The following is a 16,742-nucleotide window of genomic DNA, read 5'->3' on the forward strand; positions in this document are numbered from 1 at the left end:
GGTGCGCGGCCATCGCGTCGGGGTGCGGCGCCGGGCGGGCAGAATTGTCCCATGCCCGCAGCCGCCCAGCCTCCGTCATCCGCAAAGACCCCCGGCGCTGCCGCGCCGGCGGCACCTGGCGCGGGCCTGAGCGCGCAGCAGCGGGCGCTGCGCAAGCTGGGGCTGGTGCGCGACATCGACTTCGCCCTGTACCTGCCGCTGCGCTACGAAGACGAGACCAGCATCGTGCGCCTGGCCGATGCACGCGACGGCGACACCGCGCAGATCGAGGCGGTGGTGCGCACCTGCGAGATCGTGTACCGGCCGCGGCGCCAGCTCATCGTGACCGTCGACGACGGCAGCGACACCTGCCAACTGCGGTTTTTCAACTTCTATCCGTCGCAGCAGAAGCAGCTGTCGGTCGGCGCCCGCGTGCGCGTGCGCGGCGAGCTGCGCGGCGGCTTCCTGGGGCGGCAGATGATGCATCCGACCGTCAAGGCGGCCGGTACCGAGCTGCCCGAAGCCCTGACGCCGGTCTACTCGACCATCGCGGGGCTGGCGCAGCCCGCGCTGCGGCGCGAGGTGCGTTCCGGCCTGGCGCGGGCGGCCCTGGACGAGACGCTGCCGGACGAGGCGGGTCGCCCCGCGTGGGACCTTCGCCGTGCGCTGCACTTCCTGCACTACCCGACGCCCGACGTCGCGCTGGCGACCCTGGAAGACCGCAGCCACCCGGCCTGGCAGCGCGTCAAGGCCGAGGAACTGCTGGCGCAGCAGTTGTCGCAGCAGCAGGCGAGACACGAGCGCGCGGCGCAACGCGCGCCGGCTCTGCGGCCGCGGGTGGTGCCTGGGTCGCTTTCCGAGCAGTTGCTGGCCGTGTTGCCGTTCGCCCTGACCGGCGCGCAGCGCAGGGCGACGGACGAGATTGGCCGCGACCTCGCGCGCGAGTTGCCGATGCACCGCCTGCTGCAAGGCGACGTGGGCTCCGGCAAGACGGTGGTGGCGGCGCTTGCCGCGGCGCTTTGCATCGACGCCGGCCACCAGTGCGCGCTGATGGCGCCGACCGAGATCCTGGCCGCACAGCATTTCGGCAAGCTGGTGCAATGGCTCGACCCCTTGCTGCAGGCCCGCGGCCTGCGAGTCGCCTGGCTCACCGGCAGCCAGAAGAAGAGCGAGCGCGATGCCATGGCGGCGGCGGTCGAAAGCGGCGAGGCCGCGTTGGTCATCGGCACGCACGCGGTCATTTCAGAGAAGGTCCGGTTTGCCCGGCTCGCGCTGGCGATCATCGACGAGCAGCATCGGTTCGGCGTGGCGCAGAGGCTCGCTTTGCGGGGCAAGGCCAGTCCCTCGCCCTTGCCGGCCGACGGGGCTGCCGCTCCCGGCCCCGCCGTGGCGGACGGGACCGGGGGCGCCGGGCTCGAGCCGCACCTGCTGATGATGAGCGCCACCCCGATTCCGCGCACCCTGGCGATGAGCTACTACGCCGACCTGGATGTCTCCACCCTGGACGAATTGCCGCCCGGACGCACGCCGGTGGTCACGAAGCTGGTCGCCGACCACCGGCGCGACGAGGTGATCGAGCGCATCCAGTCGCAACTGGCTCAGGGCCGCCAGGTCTACTGGGTGTGCCCGCTGATCGAGGAGAGCGAGGCGGTCGACCTGCGCAACGCCACCGCCACGCGCGACGAGCTTGCCGATGCGCTGGGCGACGGGGTGTCCGTCGGCCTGCTGCATTCGCGCATGCCCACGGCCGAGAAGCAGGCGGTGATGGCCGAGTTCACGGCGGGCCGGATGCAGGTGCTGGTGAGCACCACCGTCATCGAGGTCGGCGTGGATGTGCCCAACGCCTCGCTCATGGTGATCGAGCACGCCGAACGCTTCGGCCTGTCTCAGCTGCACCAGTTGCGCGGCCGGGTCGGGCGCGGTGCGGCAGCCTCGGCCTGCGTGCTCCTTTATGCGCCAGGGGAAAGCGGCCGCGTCGGCGAGGCCGCGCGGGCCCGGCTGCGCGCCATGGCCGAGACCGGCGACGGCTTCGAGATCGCCCGCCGCGATCTGGAGATCCGCGGCCCGGGCGAGTTCCTGGGCGCCCGCCAGTCCGGCGCGCCGCTGCTGCGCTTTGCCGACCTGGCCACCGACGCGCGCCTGCTGGAATGGGCGCGCGAACTCGCTCCGCGCATGCTTGCCGAATACCCCGGCCTGGCGCAGCGCCACATCGACCGCTGGCTCGGCACCCGTGCCGAATACCTGCGCGCCTGAGCCGCGCGGCCGCGGGCGCGCGAAGCGGACCCCGGGTGACGGTTATCGCTTCGTGCGCCATAATTGATCCAGGCTATGACCCTGACTGAACTGAAATACATCGTTGCGGTCGCGCGGGAGCGGCATTTCGGCAAGGCGGCAGAGGCTTGTTTCGTGTCGCAGCCGACGCTGTCGGTGGCGATCAAGAAGCTCGAAGACGAGCTGGAGATCAAGCTGTTCGAGCGCAGCGCCGGCGAAGTCACGGTAACGCCGCTGGGCGAGCAGATCGTGCAACAGGCGCAAAGCGTGCTCGACCAGGCCGCCAGCATCAAGGAGATCGCCAAGCGCGGCAAGGACCCCCTGGCCGGGCCGCTTCGGCTCGGCGTGATCTACACCATCGGTCCGTACCTGCTGCCCGACCTGGTGCGACAGAACATCGCGCGCACGCCGCAGATGCCGCTGATGCTCCAGGAGAACTTCACCGCCAAGCTGCTCGACATGCTGCGAGCCGGCGAAGTCGATTGCGCCATCATGGCCGAGCCATTTCCGGACACCGGGCTGGCCATCGCGCCGCTGTACGACGAGCCGTTCATGGCGGCGGTGCCGACCCAGCATCCCCTGGCTCAGCGCGAATCGGTCACCTCGGACGAACTGAAGAACGAGACGATGCTGCTGCTGGGCACCGGCCACTGCTTCCGCGACCACGTGCTGGAGGTCTGCCCCGAGTTCGCGCGCTTCTCGAGCAGCGCCGAGGGCATCCGCAAGAGTTTCGAGGGATCGTCCCTCGAGACCATCAAGCACATGGTGGCCGCCGGCATGGGCGTGACGCTGGTCCCGCGCCTGTCGGTGCCGCAGGATGCGCTCAAGCCCAAGGCCCGCGCGCGGCGCGAGGCCGAGCCCATGGTGCGCTACCTCCCGGTCCGCGACGCAGGCGAGCGCGATCCGCCGACGCGCCGCGTGGTGCTGGCGTGGCGCCGCAGCTTCACCCGCTACGAGGCCATTGCCGCGTTGCGCAACGCCATCTATGCCTGCGAATTGCCGGGCGTCAAGCGCCTGTCGTGAGCAGGGCCGACGCTTCATAGCCTGAAACTGTTGCGGTCGCAATTGACCGCTTCTACAGTCGCCCAGTCCGATTCACCATCACCAACCTGAAGAAGGAAAACTTCCGTCATGGCAAAAGCTCCGAAGAAGTCCAAGCCCTCCATCGCCGCATCGCCCGCGGCATCGGCCGGCAAGGTGCCGGTCAAGGGCGGTACGCGCGTAGCCGCGGAGTCGGGCAGCGGCGCCGCGCCGACGATCAACATCGGCATCGACCGCGCCGATCGCGCCGCCATCGCCGAGGGTCTGAGCCGCGTGCTGGCCGACACCTACACGCTGTACCTGACCACGCACAACTTCCACTGGAACGTCACGGGCCCGCACTTCAACTCGCTGCACGCCATGTTCATGGCGCAGTACACCGAGCTGTGGGCTTCAACCGACGTGATTGCCGAGCGCATCCGCGCCCTGGGCCACTACGCGCCGGGTTCTTACGCCGAGTTCAGCAAGATCGCCACCGTGCCCGACGTGCCGCAGCAGCCGCCCAAGGCCATGGAAATGGTGCGAATCCTGGTCAAGGGGCACGAGACGGTCTCGCGCATTGCGCGCGAGTTCATCCCGGTGGCCGAGCAGGCTGGCGACGATCCGACCGCCGACATGCTGACCGCGCGCTGCACGGTGCACGACCAGACCGCCTGGATGCTGCGGTCGCTGCTGGAGGAATGATCCACCGCCGGGCCGAGCGCCAGCCGGGAGAGTGGTTGTGAGAGAGGCGATCGACCGCACGCGGGCGTCCGTGCCGGCGCGCGGTCGGCTGGCGGCCTGGCTGGACCTCATCCGGTGGAACCGGCCGGCAGGCTGGCTTCTGCTGCTGTGGCCGTCGCTGGCGGCGCTGTGGTTCGCCGCCGGCGGCTGGCCGGGCTGGCATCTGGTGGCAGTGTTCGTACTGGGCACCATCCTGATGCGCAGCGCCGGATGCTGCATCAACGACGTTGCCGACCGCGACTTCGACCTGCACGTCAAGCGCACTGCGCAGCGGCCGGTGACGAGCGGCGAAGTGTCGGTGCGCGAAGCCCTGGCGGTCGGTGCCGCGCTCGCGCTGGCGGCTTTCGGCCTGGTGCTGACCACCAACCGCGCCACCGTGCTGTGGTCCTTCGCGGCGCTGGCGGTCACGCTGGTCTATCCATACGCCAAGCGCTTCCTGGCCGTTCCGCAGGCCGTCCTGGGCGTCGCCTTCAGCTTCGGCATCCCGATGGCTTTCGCGGCGGTAAGCGGCGAGGTGGCGCCGCTGGCCTGGCTGCTGCTGGCCGGCAACCTGTTCTGGGTGCTGGCCTACGACACCGAATACGCCATGGTCGACCGCGACGACGATCTGAAGATCGGCATGAAGACCTCGGCCATCACCTTCGGGCGCTTCGACGTCGCGGCGGTGATGCTGAGTTACGTCATCTTCCTGGCGGTGTGGCTGGCCGTGGGCGTCACCCACGGGCTGGGTCCGCTGTTCTATCTGGGCATCGCGGTGGCGGCGGCCCAGGCCGCATGGCACTGGCGCCTGATCCGGGCGCGCACGCGCGAAGGCTGCTTCCAGGCCTTCCGGCTGAATCACTGGCTCGGCTTCGCGGTGTTCGCCGGCGTCGTGGCCGGCTACGCCTGGCGCTGAGCGTTCCGGCCGGGCCGGCCGCTCACCCGCGGCCGAACTCGTCGGCCAATTCCGCGGCCCGGGCCTGCGCGGCCCGGATGGCCGACTTGAAGCTGTCCTTGATGCCGGCGGCCTCCATGGCGGTGAGCGCGGCGTAGGTGGTGCCGCCTTTGGACGTGACGCGCTCGCGCAACACCGCTGGTGATTCGCTGGACGCAGCAGCCAGCGCCGCGGCCCCGGTGAACGTGCCCACCGCCAGCCGGTGCGCCTGCGCGGCAGTGAGCCCCATCTCCACGCCGGCCTCGGTCATGGCCTCGATGAAATAGAAGACGTACGCCGGCCCGGACCCGGAGCAGGCGGTGACGGCGTCCAGCTGCGCCTCGGCATCGAGCCACAGCAGCTCGCCGGTGGGCGCGAGCACCTGCTCGACCAGCGCCCGGTCGGCCTGCGTGACCGCCGGGCGGGCGAACAGCCCGGTCATGCCCTGGCCGACCAGCGCCGGCGTGTTGGGCATGGTGCGCACGACCCGCTCGCTGCCCGTCCATCGGGCGATGCTGTCCGACGGGATGCCCGCGGCAACACTCACGTGAAGCGCGCCGGCCGCGTAGGCCTGCACCGGCCGAGCCGCCTCGGCGAAGGTCTGCGGCTTGACCGCCCAGACCACCACGGCGCAGCGCGCCAGGGCTTCGCTGGCGACCGGCCGGGCTTCGATGCCCAGGTCCTGCCTGAGCTTGAGCCGGGCCGCCTCGAATGGCTCCACGACCTCGAAGGCGGCGGCCGGGGCGCCACGGCGGATCAGGCCGCCGATGACGGCGCTGGCCATGTTGCCGCCTCCGATGAAGGCGACTGCAGGCAGGCCGGGGGAGGAGGGGAGGGCGGGAGATTGGGTCATGGCGGGGTAGTTGACGAGAATTTTCAGGCGTGCGAGAATATGCGGCTTCGCTTCGGAATGGCTGCAGCGGCTACAGTAAACGGCTGCAGCAAGGGCGCGCCGGCACAGCCAAAGTCAGCAGTGACTTATTGTCGCCTCCAAGGGCGCCCTGCCAGGCCAAGTGAGGACTATCTGCCCAAAGGTGGCGCTCCGAGTGGTTCGGGGTGCGATTGACGGGCCCAAGACTGATCGATCCGATCGACACGCTGCAGCGCTGGCTGCAGGCGCCGCCGGATCGATACAAGTTGGGAACTACGAACAATGATCCAGACTGAATCCAGGCTCGAAGTGGCCGACAACACGGGCGCGAAATCCGTCCTGTGTATCAAGGTTCTTGGCGGCTCCAAGCGTCGCTACGCCAGCGTCGGCGACATCATCAAGGTGAGCATCAAGGAAGCTGCTCCGCGTGGCCGCGTCAAGAAGGGCGAGATCTACAACGCCGTCGTCGTGCGCACCGCCAAGGGCATCCGCCGCGCTGACGGCTCGCTCGTCAAGTTCGACGGCAACGCCGCCGTGCTGCTCAACGCCAAGCACGAGCCCATCGGCACCCGCATCTTCGGACCGGTCACGCGCGAGCTGCGCACCGAGAAGTTCATGAAGATCGTCTCGCTGGCCCCCGAAGTTCTGTAAGCAAGGACAACACAGCCATGAACAAGATTCGCAAAGGCGACCAGGTCATCGTGTTGGCCGGCCGCGACAAAGGCAAGCGCGGCGCCGTGACGATGCGTGCCGACGACTCCCACCTGCTCATCGAGGGCATCAACCTCGTCAAGAAGCACACCAAGCCGAACCCGATGAAGGGTACGACCGGCGGCATCGTCGAGAAGGCCATGCCGATCCACCAATCCAACGTGGCGATCTTCAATGCCGCGACCGGCAAGGCCGATCGCGTGGGCATCAAGCTCGTCGATGGCAAGCGCGTGCGGGTCTACAAGTCCAGCGGCGAACTCATCAAGGCCGCGTAAGAGGTACCGACATGGCACGACTGCAACAACACTACCGCGAAAAGGTCGTCAAGGAGCTGACCGACAAGTTCGGCTACTCCTCGGCGATGCAGGTTCCCCGCCTGACCAAGATCACGCTCAACATGGGCGTGGGCGAAGCCGTGGCCGACAAAAAGGTGCTCGACAACGCCGTCGCCGATCTGACCAAGATCGCCGGTCAGAAGCCCGTCGTCACGAAGGCTCGCAAGGCCATCGCCGGCTTCAAGATCCGCGAAGGCCAGCCCATCGGCTGCATGGTCACGCTGCGCGGCGTCCAGATGTACGAATTCCTGGACCGCTTCGTCACCGTGGCGCTGCCCCGGGTGCGCGACTTCCGCGGTGTCTCGGGCCGTGCCTTCGATGGCCGCGGCAACTACAACATCGGCGTAAAAGAACAGATCATCTTCCCCGAGATCGAGTACGACAAGGTCGATGCCCTGCGTGGTCTGAACATCAGCATCACCACGACGGCCAAGACCGACGACGAAGCCAAGGCCCTGCTGGCCGGCTTCCGTTTCCCGTTCAAGAACTGAGGTGATCCATGGCTAAAGTAGCTTTGATCCAGCGCGAACTCAAGCGCGACAAGTTGGCCGCCAAGTACGCCGCCAAGTACACCGAACTGAAGGCTGTCGCGAACGACGCGAAGAAGAGCGACGAAGAGCGCGCTGCTGCCCGCCTGGGCCTGCAGAAGCTCCCGCGCAATGCGAACCCGACCCGCCAGCGCAACCGCTGCGAGATCACGGGGCGTCCGCGCGGCACCTTCCGTCAATTCGGCCTGGGCCGCGCCAAGATCCGCGAACTGGCTTTCAACGGTGACATCCCCGGTGTCATCAAGGCCAGCTGGTAAGCCAGGCAGGAGCAACAAACATGAGCATGAGTGATCCCATTGCCGACCTGCTGACGCGTATCCGTAACGCGCAGATGGTCGCCAAGCCCACGGTGTCGGTCCCGGCTTCCAAGGTGAAGGTCGCGATCGCCCAGGTCCTGAAGGACGAGGGCTACATCGACGGCTTCCAGGTCAAGACCGAAGCCGGCAAGAGCGAACTCGAAATCGCCCTCAAGTACTACGCCGGTCGCCCGGTGATTGCGCGCATCGAGCGCGTCAGTCGCCCCGGCCTGCGCGTGTATCGCGGCAGTTCGGCGATTCCCCAGGTCCAGAACGGCCTGGGCGTCGCCATCGTGACCACGCCCCAGGGCGTGATGACGGACCGCAAGGCGCGCGCCAACGGCGTTGGCGGCGAAGTCCTTTGCTACGTCGCTTGATCGAGGAGCAAGGAACATGTCCCGAGTAGGAAAAGCACCGGTCACCATCCCGCAAGGCGTGGATGTGTCGATCAAGGACGCCCAGGTCAACGTCAAGGGCGCCGGCGGCGCGCTGTCGCTGGTCGTCAACCCGCTGGTCAAGGTCAGCAACGGCGACGGCAAGCTGAGCTTCGCCCCCACCAACGATTCGCGCGAAGCCGTGGCGATGAGCGGCACCATGCGCCAGCTCGTCAACAACATGGTGATCGGCGTGTCGAAGGGCTTCGAAAAGAAGCTGAACCTGGTTGGCGTGGGCTTCAAGGCCTCCGCCCAGGGCGCCAAGCTCAACCTGGCCATCGGCTTCTCGCATCCGGTCGACGTCGTGATGCCCGAAGGCGTCACGGTCACCACCCCCACCCCGACCGAGATCGTGGTCAAGGGTGCAGACCGCCAACGTGTCGGCCAGATGGCCGCCGAGATCCGAGCCTTCCGTCCGCCCGAGCCTTACAAGGGCAAGGGCATCCGCTACGCGGACGAGAAGATCGTGATCAAAGAGACCAAGAAGAAGTAAGGGGCAGCAAAATGATGTTGACCAAGAAGGAACAGCGTCTGCGCCGCGCGCGTCAGACCCGCATCCGCATCGCGACTCAGGGCGTTGCCCGCCTCACGGTGAACCGCACCAACCTGCACATCTACGCCAGCGTCATCTCCGACGACGGCTCCCGTGTGCTGGCCTGCGCCTCCACCGCCGAAGCCGAAGTGCGTTCGTCGCTGGGCGGCGCCGGCAAGGGCGCCAACGTTGCCGCCGCCGCGATCGTCGGCAAGCGCATCGCCGAGAAGGCGAAGGCCGCCGGCATCGAGAAGGTTGCGTTCGACCGCGCAGGTTTCGCCTACCACGGCCGCGTGAAGGCGCTGGCCGATGCGGCCCGCGAAGCCGGCCTGCAGTTCTAACCGGACACGAGATTCACAATGGCAAAGATTCAGGCAAGAACGCAGAACGAAGGCCCCGAGGACGGTCTGCGCGAGAAGATGATCTCGATCAACCGCGTGACCAAGGTGGTCAAGGGTGGTCGTATCCTCGGTTTCGCAGCGTTGACGGTAGTCGGTGACGGCGATGGCCGCGTCGGCATGGGCAAGGGCAAGTCCAAGGAAGTGCCCGCCGCCGTGCAGAAGGCAATGGAAGAAGCCCGTCGCAACCTGTTCAAGGTTTCGATCAAGAGCGGCACGCTGCACCACCAGGTGCACGGCCATCATGGCGCTTCGAAGGTCGTGATGTATCCGGCCCCGAAGGGTACCGGCATCATCGCCGGCGGCCCGATGCGCGCCGTGTTCGAAGTGATGGGCATCACCGACGTCGTGGCCAAGAGCCATGGCTCTTCGAACCCCTACAACATGGTCCGCGCAACGCTGAACGGCCTGCGCAACGCAACCACGGCCTCGGAAGTCGCCGCCAAGCGTGGCCTGGCTGTCGAACAGCTGTTCACGGCCTGAGCGGAGTAGTCACATGACGACCCAACAGCAAACCATCAAGGTGCAACTGGTTCGCAGCCCGATCGGCACGAAGCAGTCGCATCGCGACACCGTGCGTGGCCTCGGCCTGCGCAAGCTCAACTCCGTCTCGGAGTTGCAGGACACGCCCGCGGTGCGCGGCATGATCAACAAGATCAGTTACCTGGTCAAAGTGCTCTGACAAGAGCCGCTGAGAGAACGATATGGAACTCAATGGCATCAAGCCGGCCGCTGGCGCCAAGCACGCGAAGCGCCGCGTCGGCCGCGGTATCGGCTCCGGCCTGGGCAAGACTGCCGGTCGTGGTCACAAAGGTCAGAAGTCGCGTGCTGGCGGCTTTCACAAGGTCGGCTTCGAAGGCGGCCAGATGCCGCTGCAGCGGCGCCTGCCCAAGCGTGGCTTCAAGTCGCAGACGCTGAAGTTCAACGCCGAAGTGACGCTGACCGCGCTGGAAAAGCTCGGCCTGGCCGAAGTCGACGTCCTGGCCCTCAAGCAAGCCGGCCTGGTGGGCCAGCTCGCCAAGGTGGTCAAGGTCGTGAAGTCGGGCGAACTCACCCGTGCCGTCAAGCTGACGGGCGTGGGTGCAACCGCCGGTGCCAAGGCTGCGATCGAAGCGGCCGGCGGCAGCATCGCCTAAGCAGCGGGCACAAAGGAAGTACGTGGCAACCAACGCGGCAACGCTGGCGAAGACGGGCAAGTACGGCGACCTGCGTCGCCGTCTGGTGTTCCTGCTGCTCGCCCTGGTGGTCTACCGCATCGGCGCGCACATTCCGGTTCCGGGCATCAATCCGGACCAGTTGGCGCAGCTGTTCCAGGGTCAGCAGGGCGGCATCCTGAGCCTGTTCAACATGTTCTCGGGCGGGGCGCTGTCGCGCTTCACCGTGTTCGCGTTGGGCATCATGCCGTACATCTCGGCGTCGATCATCATGCAGTTGATGACCTACGTCGTGCCGACTTTCGAGCAGCTCAAGAAGGAAGGCGAGACCGGACGCCGCAAGATCACCCAGTACACCCGTTACGGGGCCCTGGGCCTGGCGCTGTTCCAGTCGTTCAGCATCGCGGTGGCGCTCGAGTCGTCGGCCGGCCTGGTGATCTCGCCCGGCTTCGGCTTCCGGATCACCGCCATGATCAGCCTGACGGCCGGCTCCATGTTCCTCATGTGGCTGGGCGAGCAGATCACCGAACGCGGTTTGGGCAACGGAATCTCGATCCTGATCTTCGCAGGTATCGCGGCCGGTCTGCCGAATGCCGTGGGTGGCCTGCTGGAGCTGGTTCGCACCGGTGCAATGAACGTGCTGGTCGCACTGTTCATCGTCGCGGTGGTGGTGCTGGTGACCTACTTCGTGGTGTTCGTCGAACGCGGCCAGCGCAAGATCCTCGTGAACTACGCGCGCCGCCAGGTCGGCAACAAGGTGTACGGCGGACAATCGTCCCACCTGCCCCTGAAGCTGAACATGGCCGGCGTGATCCCGCCGATCTTCGCCTCGTCGATCATCCTGCTGCCGGCGACGGTCGTGGGCTGGTTCGGAGCCGGTGATACGGGCTGGGCGTGGGTCAAGGACATCGCGGGTGCATTGCGTCCCGGCGAGCCGATCTACGTGCTGCTGTATGCGGCTGCGATCGTGTTCTTCTGCTTCTTCTACACGGCGTTGGTTTTCAACAGCCGCGAGACGGCGGACAACCTGAAGAAGAGCGGCGCTTTCATTCCGGGCATCCGTCCGGGCGACCAGACGGCCCGCTATATCGACAAGATCCTGGTTCGCCTCACGCTGGCGGGCGCGGTGTACATCACCTTCGTCTGCCTGCTGCCGGAGTTCCTGATCCTCAAGTACAACGTGCCGTTCTATTTCGGCGGGACGTCGTTGCTGATCATCGTGGTCGTCACCATGGACTTCATGGCCCAGGTGCAGAACTACATGATGAGCCAGCAATATGAATCGTTGCTCAAGAAGGCCAACTTCAAGACGTCTTGATTGAGCGAACTCGAGCCCGGATAAAGAGATTTAGGAGTAACAAAATGAGAGTTTCGGCTTCGGTCAAGACCATCTGCCGTAATTGCAAGATCATCCGCCGCAAGGGTGTGGTGCGTGTGATCTGTACCGACCCGCGCCACAAGCAGCGCCAGGGTTGATCGACTAAAGAGATTTAGAGGACGCACATGGCACGTATTGCTGGCATCAACATTCCGCCGCACAAGCACGCCGAGATCGGCCTGACGGCGATCTTCGGCATCGGTCGCACGCGCGCTCGCAAGATCTGCGAAGCCTGCGGCATCGACTACTCGAAGAAGATCAAGGACCTGACCGACGGCGATCTGGAAAAGATTCGCGATCAGATCGCAGAGTTCACGATCGAGGGCGACCTGCGCCGCGAGACCACGATGAACATCAAGCGACTGATGGACATCGGCTGCTACCGGGGCTTCCGCCACCGCCGTGGCCTGCCGATGCGCGGTCAGCGCACGCGTACCAACGCACGCACCCGCAAGGGCCCGCGCAAGGCCGCGCAGTCCCTGAAGAAGTAAGGATCCAACAGCATGGCTAAGTCTCCTGCCAATAACGCTGCGCAGCGCGTTCGCAAGAAGGTTCGCAAGAACATCGCGGACGGCATCGCGCACGTGCACGCCTCGTTCAACAACACCATCATCACGATCACAGACCGTCAGGGCAACGCCCTGTCGTGGGCTTCGTCGGGTGGCCAGGGCTTCAAGGGTTCGCGCAAGTCGACGCCCTTCGCCGCCCAGGTCGCTTCGGAAGTCGCCGGCCGCGTGGCGGTGGAACAAGGCATCAAGAACCTGGACGTCGAGATCAAGGGCCCCGGCCCGGGTCGCGAATCCTCGGTGCGCGCGCTGGCCGCACTGGGCATCCGCATCAACTCGATTTCCGACGTGACGCCGGTGCCGCACAACGGCTGCCGTCCGCAGAAGCGTCGTCGCATCTGAGCGTTCGACGCCAGGCGCAGGCTGCCCCAGGCAGTCTGCGCGTTTTGCTTTTTCGGTTGTTCATTCAATCCAAGCCCACCGCCGCCGGCAATCATTGACCGACGGCTCCCGCCGGGCGAAGCGCCTGGCGGCAGTTGACATCAAAGGAAGATCTCGTGGCACGTTATCTCGGCCCCAAGGCCAAACTCTCCCGCCGTGAAGGCACCGACCTGTTCCTCAAGAGCGCCCGCCGCTCCATCCAGGACAAGGCCAAGTTCGACTCCAAGCCCGGCCAGCACGGCCGCACCTCGGGTCAGCGTACCTCCGACTTCGGCCTGCAGCTGCGCGAAAAGCAGAAGGTCAAGCGCATGTACGGCGTGCTCGAGAAGCAGTTCCGCCGCTACTTCGAGGAAGCCGATCGCCGCCGCGGCAACACCGGCGCCAACCTGCTGTCGCTGCTCGAGTGCCGCCTGGACAACGTGGTCTATCGCATGGGCTTCGGCTCGACGCGCGCCGAAGCACGCCAGCTGGTGTCGCACAAGGCGATCACGGTGAACGGCCAGTCGGTCAACATCCCGTCGTACCTGGTCAAGGCCGGTGACGTCGTGGCCGTGCGCGACAAGTCGAAGAAGCAGAACCGCGTGGTCGAGGCGCTGCAACTGGCTACGCAGGTCGGCATTCCGGCCTGGGTCGAAGTCAGCGTCGACAAGGCGGAAGGCGTTTTCAAGAAGGCTCCTGACCGCGACGAATTCGCAGCCGACATCAACGAATCGCTGATCGTCGAACTGTATTCGCGTTAATTCCAGGAATCGGGGCTGCAGTGCAGCCCCATCCTTCGTAGTGTTTCGGTACCCGGTGCGGAGGCATCCCCGCCGGGCGCTTCACCAGCCTTACCGGTGTAACGAGCCGGGGGTATTGAGAGGAAGTCTGAATGCAAACCACCCTGCTGAAGCCCAAAACCATCCAGGTCGAGCAACTCGGCGCCAACAAGGCCAAGGTTACGCTCGAACCGTTCGAACGCGGCTACGGCCATACCCTGGGCAACGCGCTGCGTCGCGTGCTGCTGTCGTCGATGGTCGGTTATTCGGCGACCGAAGTCACCATTGCCGGCGTGCTGCACGAGTACTCCTCGATCGACGGCGTGCAGGAAGATGTGGTCAACATCCTCCTGAACCTCAAGGGCGTGGTGTTCAAGCTGCACAACCGCGATGAAGTCACGCTGAGCCTGCGCAAGGACGGCGAGGGCCCGGTCACGGCCTCCGACATCCAGACGCCGCACGACGTCGAGATCATCAACCCGGACCACGTGATCGCGCACCTGTCGCAAGGCGGCAAGCTCGACATGCAGATCAAGGTCGAGAAGGGCCGTGGCTACGTTCCCGGCACGATGCGCCGCTACGCCGACGAGGCGACCAAGTCCATCGGCCGGATCGTGCTCGACGCGTCGTTCTCGCCGGTCAAGCGCGTGAGCTACACGGTCGAGAGCGCCCGCGTGGAGCAGCGCACCGACCTGGACAAGCTGCTGGTCGAGATCGAGACGAACGGCGCCATCAGCGCCGAAGACGCCGTGCGCGCCTCGGCAAAGATCCTGGTCGAGCAACTGGCCGTCTTCGCGCAACTCGAAGGTGGCGAACTGGCCGCGTTCGATGCGCCGGCGCCGCGCAGTGCACAGCAGTTCGACCCGATCCTGCTGCGCCCGGTCGACGAACTCGAACTCACCGTGCGCTCGGCCAACTGCCTGAAGGCCGAGAACATCTACTACATCGGTGACCTGATCCAGCGCACCGAGAACGAGCTGCTCAAGACCCCCAACCTGGGTCGCAAGTCGCTCAACGAAATCAAGGAAGTGCTCGCTTCGCGCGGCCTCACCCTTGGCATGAAGCTCGAAAGCTGGCCGCCGGCCGGCCTCGACAAGCGCTGATCGAAGCGCGAAGGGCAGTACCTGAAACGGCTGCCTTTATTAGAACCCTCGAAAGGAAACCACCATGCGTCACGGTCACGGCCTTCGCAAACTCAACCGCACCAGCTCGCACCGCCTCGCGATGCTGCGCAACATGATGAACTCGCTGATCGCCCACGAAGCGATCAAGACCACGGTGCCCAAGGCCAAGGAGCTGCGCCGCGTCGTCGAGCCCATGATCACCCTGGCCAAGAAGCCCACCGTCGCAAACAAGCGCCTGGCCTTCGATCGCCTGCGTGATCGGGACAGCGTCGTCAAGCTGTTCAACGAACTCGGCCCGCGCTACCAGGCGCGTCCGGGTGGCTACACCCGCATTCTGAAGATGGGCTTCCGCGTTGGTGACAATGCGCCGATGGCTTTGGTCGAACTGGTCGACCGCCCTGAAATTTCCGAGGACAGCGCTGAGCAAGCTGCCGAAGAATAAGCTATAATTTGCTTCTGCCGCGCGATGGAGCAGTCTGGTAGCTCGTTGGGCTCATAACCCAAAGGTCGCAAGTTCAAATCTTGCTCGCGCAACCAAATTGAAAAGGCCTCTTGTGAAAACAAGAGGCCTTTTTCTTTTGCCGTTTTCCTTTGCCTCTTCAGGGCTTATTCGCCCTGCATCTGGCGCAACCTGAACCGCTGGAGCTTGCCGGTTTCGGTACGGGGCAGTGCATCGACGAACACGATCGAGCGCGGGTACTTGAAGGGCGCGATGGAGGCCTTCACGTGGTCCTGCAGGGCCTTGACCATTGCTGCATCGCCCGCATGGCCGGGCTTGAGCACGCACCAGGCCTGGACGATCATTCCGCGTTGTTCGTCGGGCGCGCCGATCACGCCGCATTCGGCGACGGCCGGGTGGCGCAGCAGCGCGTCTTCCACTTCCGGCCCACCCACGTTGTAGCCTGCGGTGATGATCATGTCGTCATCGCGCGCCTGGTAGAAGAAGTAGCCGTCCTCGTCCTGCACGAACGCATCGCCCGGGTAGTTCCAGCCGTCCTTGACGTACTTGAGCTGGCGTTCGTCTCCGAGGTAGCGGCAGCCGGTCGGACCGTATACGGCCAGTTTCCCGATGGTGCCGCGCGGGACCTCCTGGCCCTGGCTGTCGACGACCCGCGCGGTGTACCCAGGCACGACCTTGCCGATGGCACCGCGCCGCACGTCTTCGCCGGCCGAGGAGATGAAGATGTGGAACATCTCGGTGGCACCGATGCCGTCGATCATCTCGATGCCGGTGGCGTCCTTCCACAATTGCCGCGTTGCGTCCGGCAGCCCTTCGCCGGCACTGACGGACTTGCGCAGGGTGGGCACGCCGTGCGCCTTCGCGATGGGGGCCATCTGCCGATAGAAGGTGGGGGCGGTGAAGCAGACTGTGGCGCCGATCTGGTTGATCGTGCTCACCATCGATTCGGGCGTGTAGCCTGCATTGGGCAGCCAGACGCTGGCGCCCGCCCACATCGGGAAGACCAGCAGGCCGCCGAGGCCGAAGGTGAACGCCAGCGGCGGCGACCCGATCACGACATCGTCGCAGGTGAGCTTGAGCACGTGCTCGGGCCAGGCGGCGCAGGACGCCAGCACGTCGCGGTGGCTGTGCACGGGCGCCTTCGGTTTGCCGGTGGTGCCGGAGGTGAAGGCCATCAGGGCGATGTCGTCCGCGCGCGATGGCGTGGCAGCCGTGAAAGCGCCGGCCAGCCGCGCCGCGCGTGATTCCATCGAAGCCTGGTCGTCCGGCGCGTTGAAGGGCAGCACGTGGCGCAACGAGGCGCCCGCCGGCGTGGCGCGCGCGGCTTCCAGTTCATCGAGCAGGCGGGCATCGCACAGGGCGGCGCTCGGCTGCGCCTTCTCGAGGATGTCGCCGAGTTCGCGCGCACGCAACAGGGGCATCGTGGCCAGCGCGATCATGCCCGCCTTGACGGTGCCGAGCCATCCCAAAGCCATGGCCACGGAATTGCCGCCCCGCAGGAGGACGCGATTGCCGGGGACCAGGGACAACTCGTCGACCAGCAGCCGGGCAATGCGGTCGACCTCCTGGCGCGCCTGGCGGTACGTCAGGCGCACGCCGGGAGCGAGAAGCATCGGCCGCTCCGAATTTCCGGCCGCTTCGGCGCGGTCGAACAGTGCGTCGACCAGGTTCGCCTGTTCCGAAACCTCCATTCCGGGCAAGTCGTAGCGGAACCGGGGCCATTGTTCACGCGGTGGCAGGCGGTCTTGAACGAAGCAGTCGACGGTGGGGCTCATGCAATCTCCGCAGGCATCGCAGTACATCCGGGCGGCCGGCTGGCCGCCATCGTAGGCGATTGAGTCATAAATAGTTTAGCTCTCAATTACTGCA

The 16,742-nt window shown here is 66.0% G+C and carries 23 protein-coding genes and 1 tRNA gene; 22 read left to right on the forward strand and 2 right to left on the reverse strand.

Going from position 1 to position 16,742, the window contains the following annotated elements:
* Window positions 1-51: 51 nt before the first annotated feature.
* The 4 genes from recG (at window position 52) to ubiA (ending at window position 4,909) form a co-directional block, all read left to right on the forward strand.
* Window positions 52-2,232, forward strand: coding sequence for an ATP-dependent DNA helicase RecG (gene recG / locus VES41_RS00865; protein WP_324811747.1), 2,181 nt, complete (start codon window positions 52-54; stop codon window positions 2,230-2,232).
* A gap of 75 nt (window positions 2,233-2,307) precedes the next feature.
* Entirely contained in the window at window positions 2,308-3,273 is a 966-nt protein-coding gene (locus tag VES41_RS00870) for a LysR substrate-binding domain-containing protein (RefSeq protein WP_324811750.1), read from the forward strand.
* Between the two features lie 108 nt (window positions 3,274-3,381).
* Complete coding sequence (locus VES41_RS00875) at window positions 3,382-3,975, forward strand: Dps family protein (RefSeq protein ID WP_324811752.1); 594 nt, start codon at window positions 3,382-3,384, stop codon at window positions 3,973-3,975.
* Window positions 3,976-4,012: 37 nt separating this feature from the next.
* On the forward strand, window positions 4,013-4,909 hold the full coding sequence (gene ubiA, locus VES41_RS00880) for a 4-hydroxybenzoate octaprenyltransferase (RefSeq protein WP_414718979.1): 897 nt from the start codon (window positions 4,013-4,015) through the stop codon (window positions 4,907-4,909).
* A 22-nt stretch (window positions 4,910-4,931) separates the two neighbouring features.
* Here ubiA and proC read toward each other — a convergent pair whose 3' ends face one another.
* Window positions 4,932-5,780, reverse strand: a complete 849-nt coding sequence (proC, locus tag VES41_RS00885; RefSeq protein WP_324811753.1) for a pyrroline-5-carboxylate reductase — start codon at window positions 5,778-5,780, stop codon at window positions 4,932-4,934.
* A gap of 300 nt (window positions 5,781-6,080) precedes the next feature.
* On the opposite strand from proC, the gene rplN reads away from it, so the two are divergent.
* The 18 genes from rplN to VES41_RS00975 all read left to right on the forward strand — a co-directional run bounded on the left by rplN (window position 6,081) and on the right by VES41_RS00975 (window position 14,950).
* Window positions 6,081-6,449: a 50S ribosomal protein L14 gene (gene rplN, locus VES41_RS00890; protein ID WP_214122248.1), complete on the forward strand. Its 369-nt coding sequence runs from the start codon at window positions 6,081-6,083 to the stop codon at window positions 6,447-6,449.
* A 17-nt stretch (window positions 6,450-6,466) separates the two neighbouring features.
* Window positions 6,467-6,784: a 50S ribosomal protein L24 gene (rplX, locus tag VES41_RS00895; RefSeq protein WP_324811755.1), complete on the forward strand. Its 318-nt coding sequence runs from the start codon at window positions 6,467-6,469 to the stop codon at window positions 6,782-6,784.
* 11 nt (window positions 6,785-6,795) lie between these two features.
* Complete coding sequence (gene rplE, locus VES41_RS00900) at window positions 6,796-7,335, forward strand: 50S ribosomal protein L5 (RefSeq protein WP_324811756.1); 540 nt, start codon at window positions 6,796-6,798, stop codon at window positions 7,333-7,335.
* Window positions 7,336-7,343: 8 nt separating this feature from the next.
* Complete coding sequence (rpsN, locus tag VES41_RS00905) at window positions 7,344-7,649, forward strand: 30S ribosomal protein S14 (RefSeq protein WP_324811758.1); 306 nt, start codon at window positions 7,344-7,346, stop codon at window positions 7,647-7,649.
* Window positions 7,650-7,669: 20 nt separating this feature from the next.
* Complete coding sequence (gene rpsH, locus VES41_RS00910; RefSeq protein WP_324811759.1) at window positions 7,670-8,065, forward strand: 30S ribosomal protein S8; 396 nt, start codon at window positions 7,670-7,672, stop codon at window positions 8,063-8,065.
* A 16-nt stretch (window positions 8,066-8,081) separates the two neighbouring features.
* On the forward strand, window positions 8,082-8,615 hold the full coding sequence (gene rplF / locus VES41_RS00915; RefSeq protein WP_324811761.1) for a 50S ribosomal protein L6: 534 nt from the start codon (window positions 8,082-8,084) through the stop codon (window positions 8,613-8,615).
* A 14-nt stretch (window positions 8,616-8,629) separates the two neighbouring features.
* Window positions 8,630-8,995: a 50S ribosomal protein L18 gene (gene rplR / locus VES41_RS00920; RefSeq protein WP_324811853.1), complete on the forward strand. Its 366-nt coding sequence runs from the start codon at window positions 8,630-8,632 to the stop codon at window positions 8,993-8,995.
* Between the two features lie 18 nt (window positions 8,996-9,013).
* A complete protein-coding gene (gene rpsE, locus VES41_RS00925; protein ID WP_324811763.1) occupies window positions 9,014-9,535 on the forward strand; it encodes a 30S ribosomal protein S5 in 522 nt (173 codons plus the stop codon).
* A gap of 13 nt (window positions 9,536-9,548) precedes the next feature.
* Entirely contained in the window at window positions 9,549-9,734 is a 186-nt protein-coding gene (gene rpmD / locus VES41_RS00930; RefSeq protein ID WP_324811765.1) for a 50S ribosomal protein L30, read from the forward strand.
* Between the two features lie 22 nt (window positions 9,735-9,756).
* On the forward strand, window positions 9,757-10,188 hold the full coding sequence (gene rplO, locus VES41_RS00935) for a 50S ribosomal protein L15 (RefSeq protein ID WP_324811768.1): 432 nt from the start codon (window positions 9,757-9,759) through the stop codon (window positions 10,186-10,188).
* 22 nt (window positions 10,189-10,210) lie between these two features.
* Window positions 10,211-11,524, forward strand: coding sequence for a preprotein translocase subunit SecY (secY, locus tag VES41_RS00940; RefSeq protein ID WP_324811772.1), 1,314 nt, complete (start codon window positions 10,211-10,213; stop codon window positions 11,522-11,524).
* Window positions 11,525-11,568: 44 nt separating this feature from the next.
* Window positions 11,569-11,682: a 50S ribosomal protein L36 gene (gene rpmJ, locus VES41_RS00945; RefSeq protein ID WP_038201958.1), complete on the forward strand. Its 114-nt coding sequence runs from the start codon at window positions 11,569-11,571 to the stop codon at window positions 11,680-11,682.
* A 27-nt stretch (window positions 11,683-11,709) separates the two neighbouring features.
* A complete protein-coding gene (rpsM, locus tag VES41_RS00950; RefSeq protein ID WP_324811781.1) occupies window positions 11,710-12,075 on the forward strand; it encodes a 30S ribosomal protein S13 in 366 nt (121 codons plus the stop codon).
* Between the two features lie 12 nt (window positions 12,076-12,087).
* Entirely contained in the window at window positions 12,088-12,492 is a 405-nt protein-coding gene (gene rpsK / locus VES41_RS00955; RefSeq protein ID WP_324811783.1) for a 30S ribosomal protein S11, read from the forward strand.
* 155 nt (window positions 12,493-12,647) lie between these two features.
* Complete coding sequence (gene rpsD / locus VES41_RS00960; RefSeq protein ID WP_324811788.1) at window positions 12,648-13,271, forward strand: 30S ribosomal protein S4; 624 nt, start codon at window positions 12,648-12,650, stop codon at window positions 13,269-13,271.
* A 131-nt stretch (window positions 13,272-13,402) separates the two neighbouring features.
* Window positions 13,403-14,392, forward strand: a complete 990-nt coding sequence (locus tag VES41_RS00965) for a DNA-directed RNA polymerase subunit alpha (protein WP_324811791.1) — start codon at window positions 13,403-13,405, stop codon at window positions 14,390-14,392.
* 64 nt (window positions 14,393-14,456) lie between these two features.
* Window positions 14,457-14,855, forward strand: coding sequence for a 50S ribosomal protein L17 (gene rplQ, locus VES41_RS00970; RefSeq protein ID WP_324811794.1), 399 nt, complete (start codon window positions 14,457-14,459; stop codon window positions 14,853-14,855).
* Between the two features lie 18 nt (window positions 14,856-14,873).
* Window positions 14,874-14,950: transfer RNA gene (locus tag VES41_RS00975), tRNA-Met, on the forward strand.
* Window positions 14,951-15,019: 69 nt separating this feature from the next.
* On the opposite strand, the gene VES41_RS00980 is transcribed toward VES41_RS00975, so the two are convergent.
* On the reverse strand, window positions 15,020-16,648 hold the full coding sequence (locus VES41_RS00980) for an AMP-binding protein (protein ID WP_324811796.1): 1,629 nt from the start codon (window positions 16,646-16,648) through the stop codon (window positions 15,020-15,022).
* Between the last annotated feature and the right edge of the window lie 94 nt (window positions 16,649-16,742).

Origin of the sequence: Variovorax sp. (assembly GCF_035634955.1) — a bacterium.
GTDB lineage: Bacteria > Pseudomonadota > Gammaproteobacteria > Burkholderiales > Burkholderiaceae_C > Variovorax.

Bases quoted from the DNA above. Each gene is read 5' to 3' on its own strand.
- recG (WP_324811747.1), top strand. From the start codon at position 52: ATGCCCGCAGCCGCCCAGCCTCCGTCATCCGCAAAGACCCCCGGCGCT.
- VES41_RS00870 (WP_324811750.1), top strand. From the start codon at position 2,308: ATGACCCTGACTGAACTGAAATACATCGTTGCGGTCGCGCGGGAGCGG.
- VES41_RS00875 (WP_324811752.1), top strand. From the start codon at position 3,382: ATGGCAAAAGCTCCGAAGAAGTCCAAGCCCTCCATCGCCGCATCGCCC.
- proC (WP_324811753.1), bottom strand. From the start codon at position 5,780: ATGACCCAATCTCCCGCCCTCCCCTCCTCCCCCGGCCTGCCTGCAGTC.
- rplN (WP_214122248.1), top strand. From the start codon at position 6,081: ATGATCCAGACTGAATCCAGGCTCGAAGTGGCCGACAACACGGGCGCG.
- rplX (WP_324811755.1), top strand. From the start codon at position 6,467: ATGAACAAGATTCGCAAAGGCGACCAGGTCATCGTGTTGGCCGGCCGC.
- rplE (WP_324811756.1), top strand. From the start codon at position 6,796: ATGGCACGACTGCAACAACACTACCGCGAAAAGGTCGTCAAGGAGCTG.
- rpsN (WP_324811758.1), top strand. From the start codon at position 7,344: ATGGCTAAAGTAGCTTTGATCCAGCGCGAACTCAAGCGCGACAAGTTG.
- rpsH (WP_324811759.1), top strand. From the start codon at position 7,670: ATGAGCATGAGTGATCCCATTGCCGACCTGCTGACGCGTATCCGTAAC.
- rplF (WP_324811761.1), top strand. From the start codon at position 8,082: ATGTCCCGAGTAGGAAAAGCACCGGTCACCATCCCGCAAGGCGTGGAT.
- rplR (WP_324811853.1), top strand. From the start codon at position 8,630: ATGTTGACCAAGAAGGAACAGCGTCTGCGCCGCGCGCGTCAGACCCGC.
- rpsE (WP_324811763.1), top strand. From the start codon at position 9,014: ATGGCAAAGATTCAGGCAAGAACGCAGAACGAAGGCCCCGAGGACGGT.
- rpmD (WP_324811765.1), top strand. From the start codon at position 9,549: ATGACGACCCAACAGCAAACCATCAAGGTGCAACTGGTTCGCAGCCCG.
- rplO (WP_324811768.1), top strand. From the start codon at position 9,757: ATGGAACTCAATGGCATCAAGCCGGCCGCTGGCGCCAAGCACGCGAAG.
- rpmJ (WP_038201958.1), top strand. From the start codon at position 11,569: ATGAGAGTTTCGGCTTCGGTCAAGACCATCTGCCGTAATTGCAAGATC.
- rpsM (WP_324811781.1), top strand. From the start codon at position 11,710: ATGGCACGTATTGCTGGCATCAACATTCCGCCGCACAAGCACGCCGAG.
- rpsK (WP_324811783.1), top strand. From the start codon at position 12,088: ATGGCTAAGTCTCCTGCCAATAACGCTGCGCAGCGCGTTCGCAAGAAG.
- VES41_RS00965 (WP_324811791.1), top strand. From the start codon at position 13,403: ATGCAAACCACCCTGCTGAAGCCCAAAACCATCCAGGTCGAGCAACTC.
- rplQ (WP_324811794.1), top strand. From the start codon at position 14,457: ATGCGTCACGGTCACGGCCTTCGCAAACTCAACCGCACCAGCTCGCAC.
- VES41_RS00980 (WP_324811796.1), bottom strand. From the start codon at position 16,648: ATGAGCCCCACCGTCGACTGCTTCGTTCAAGACCGCCTGCCACCGCGT.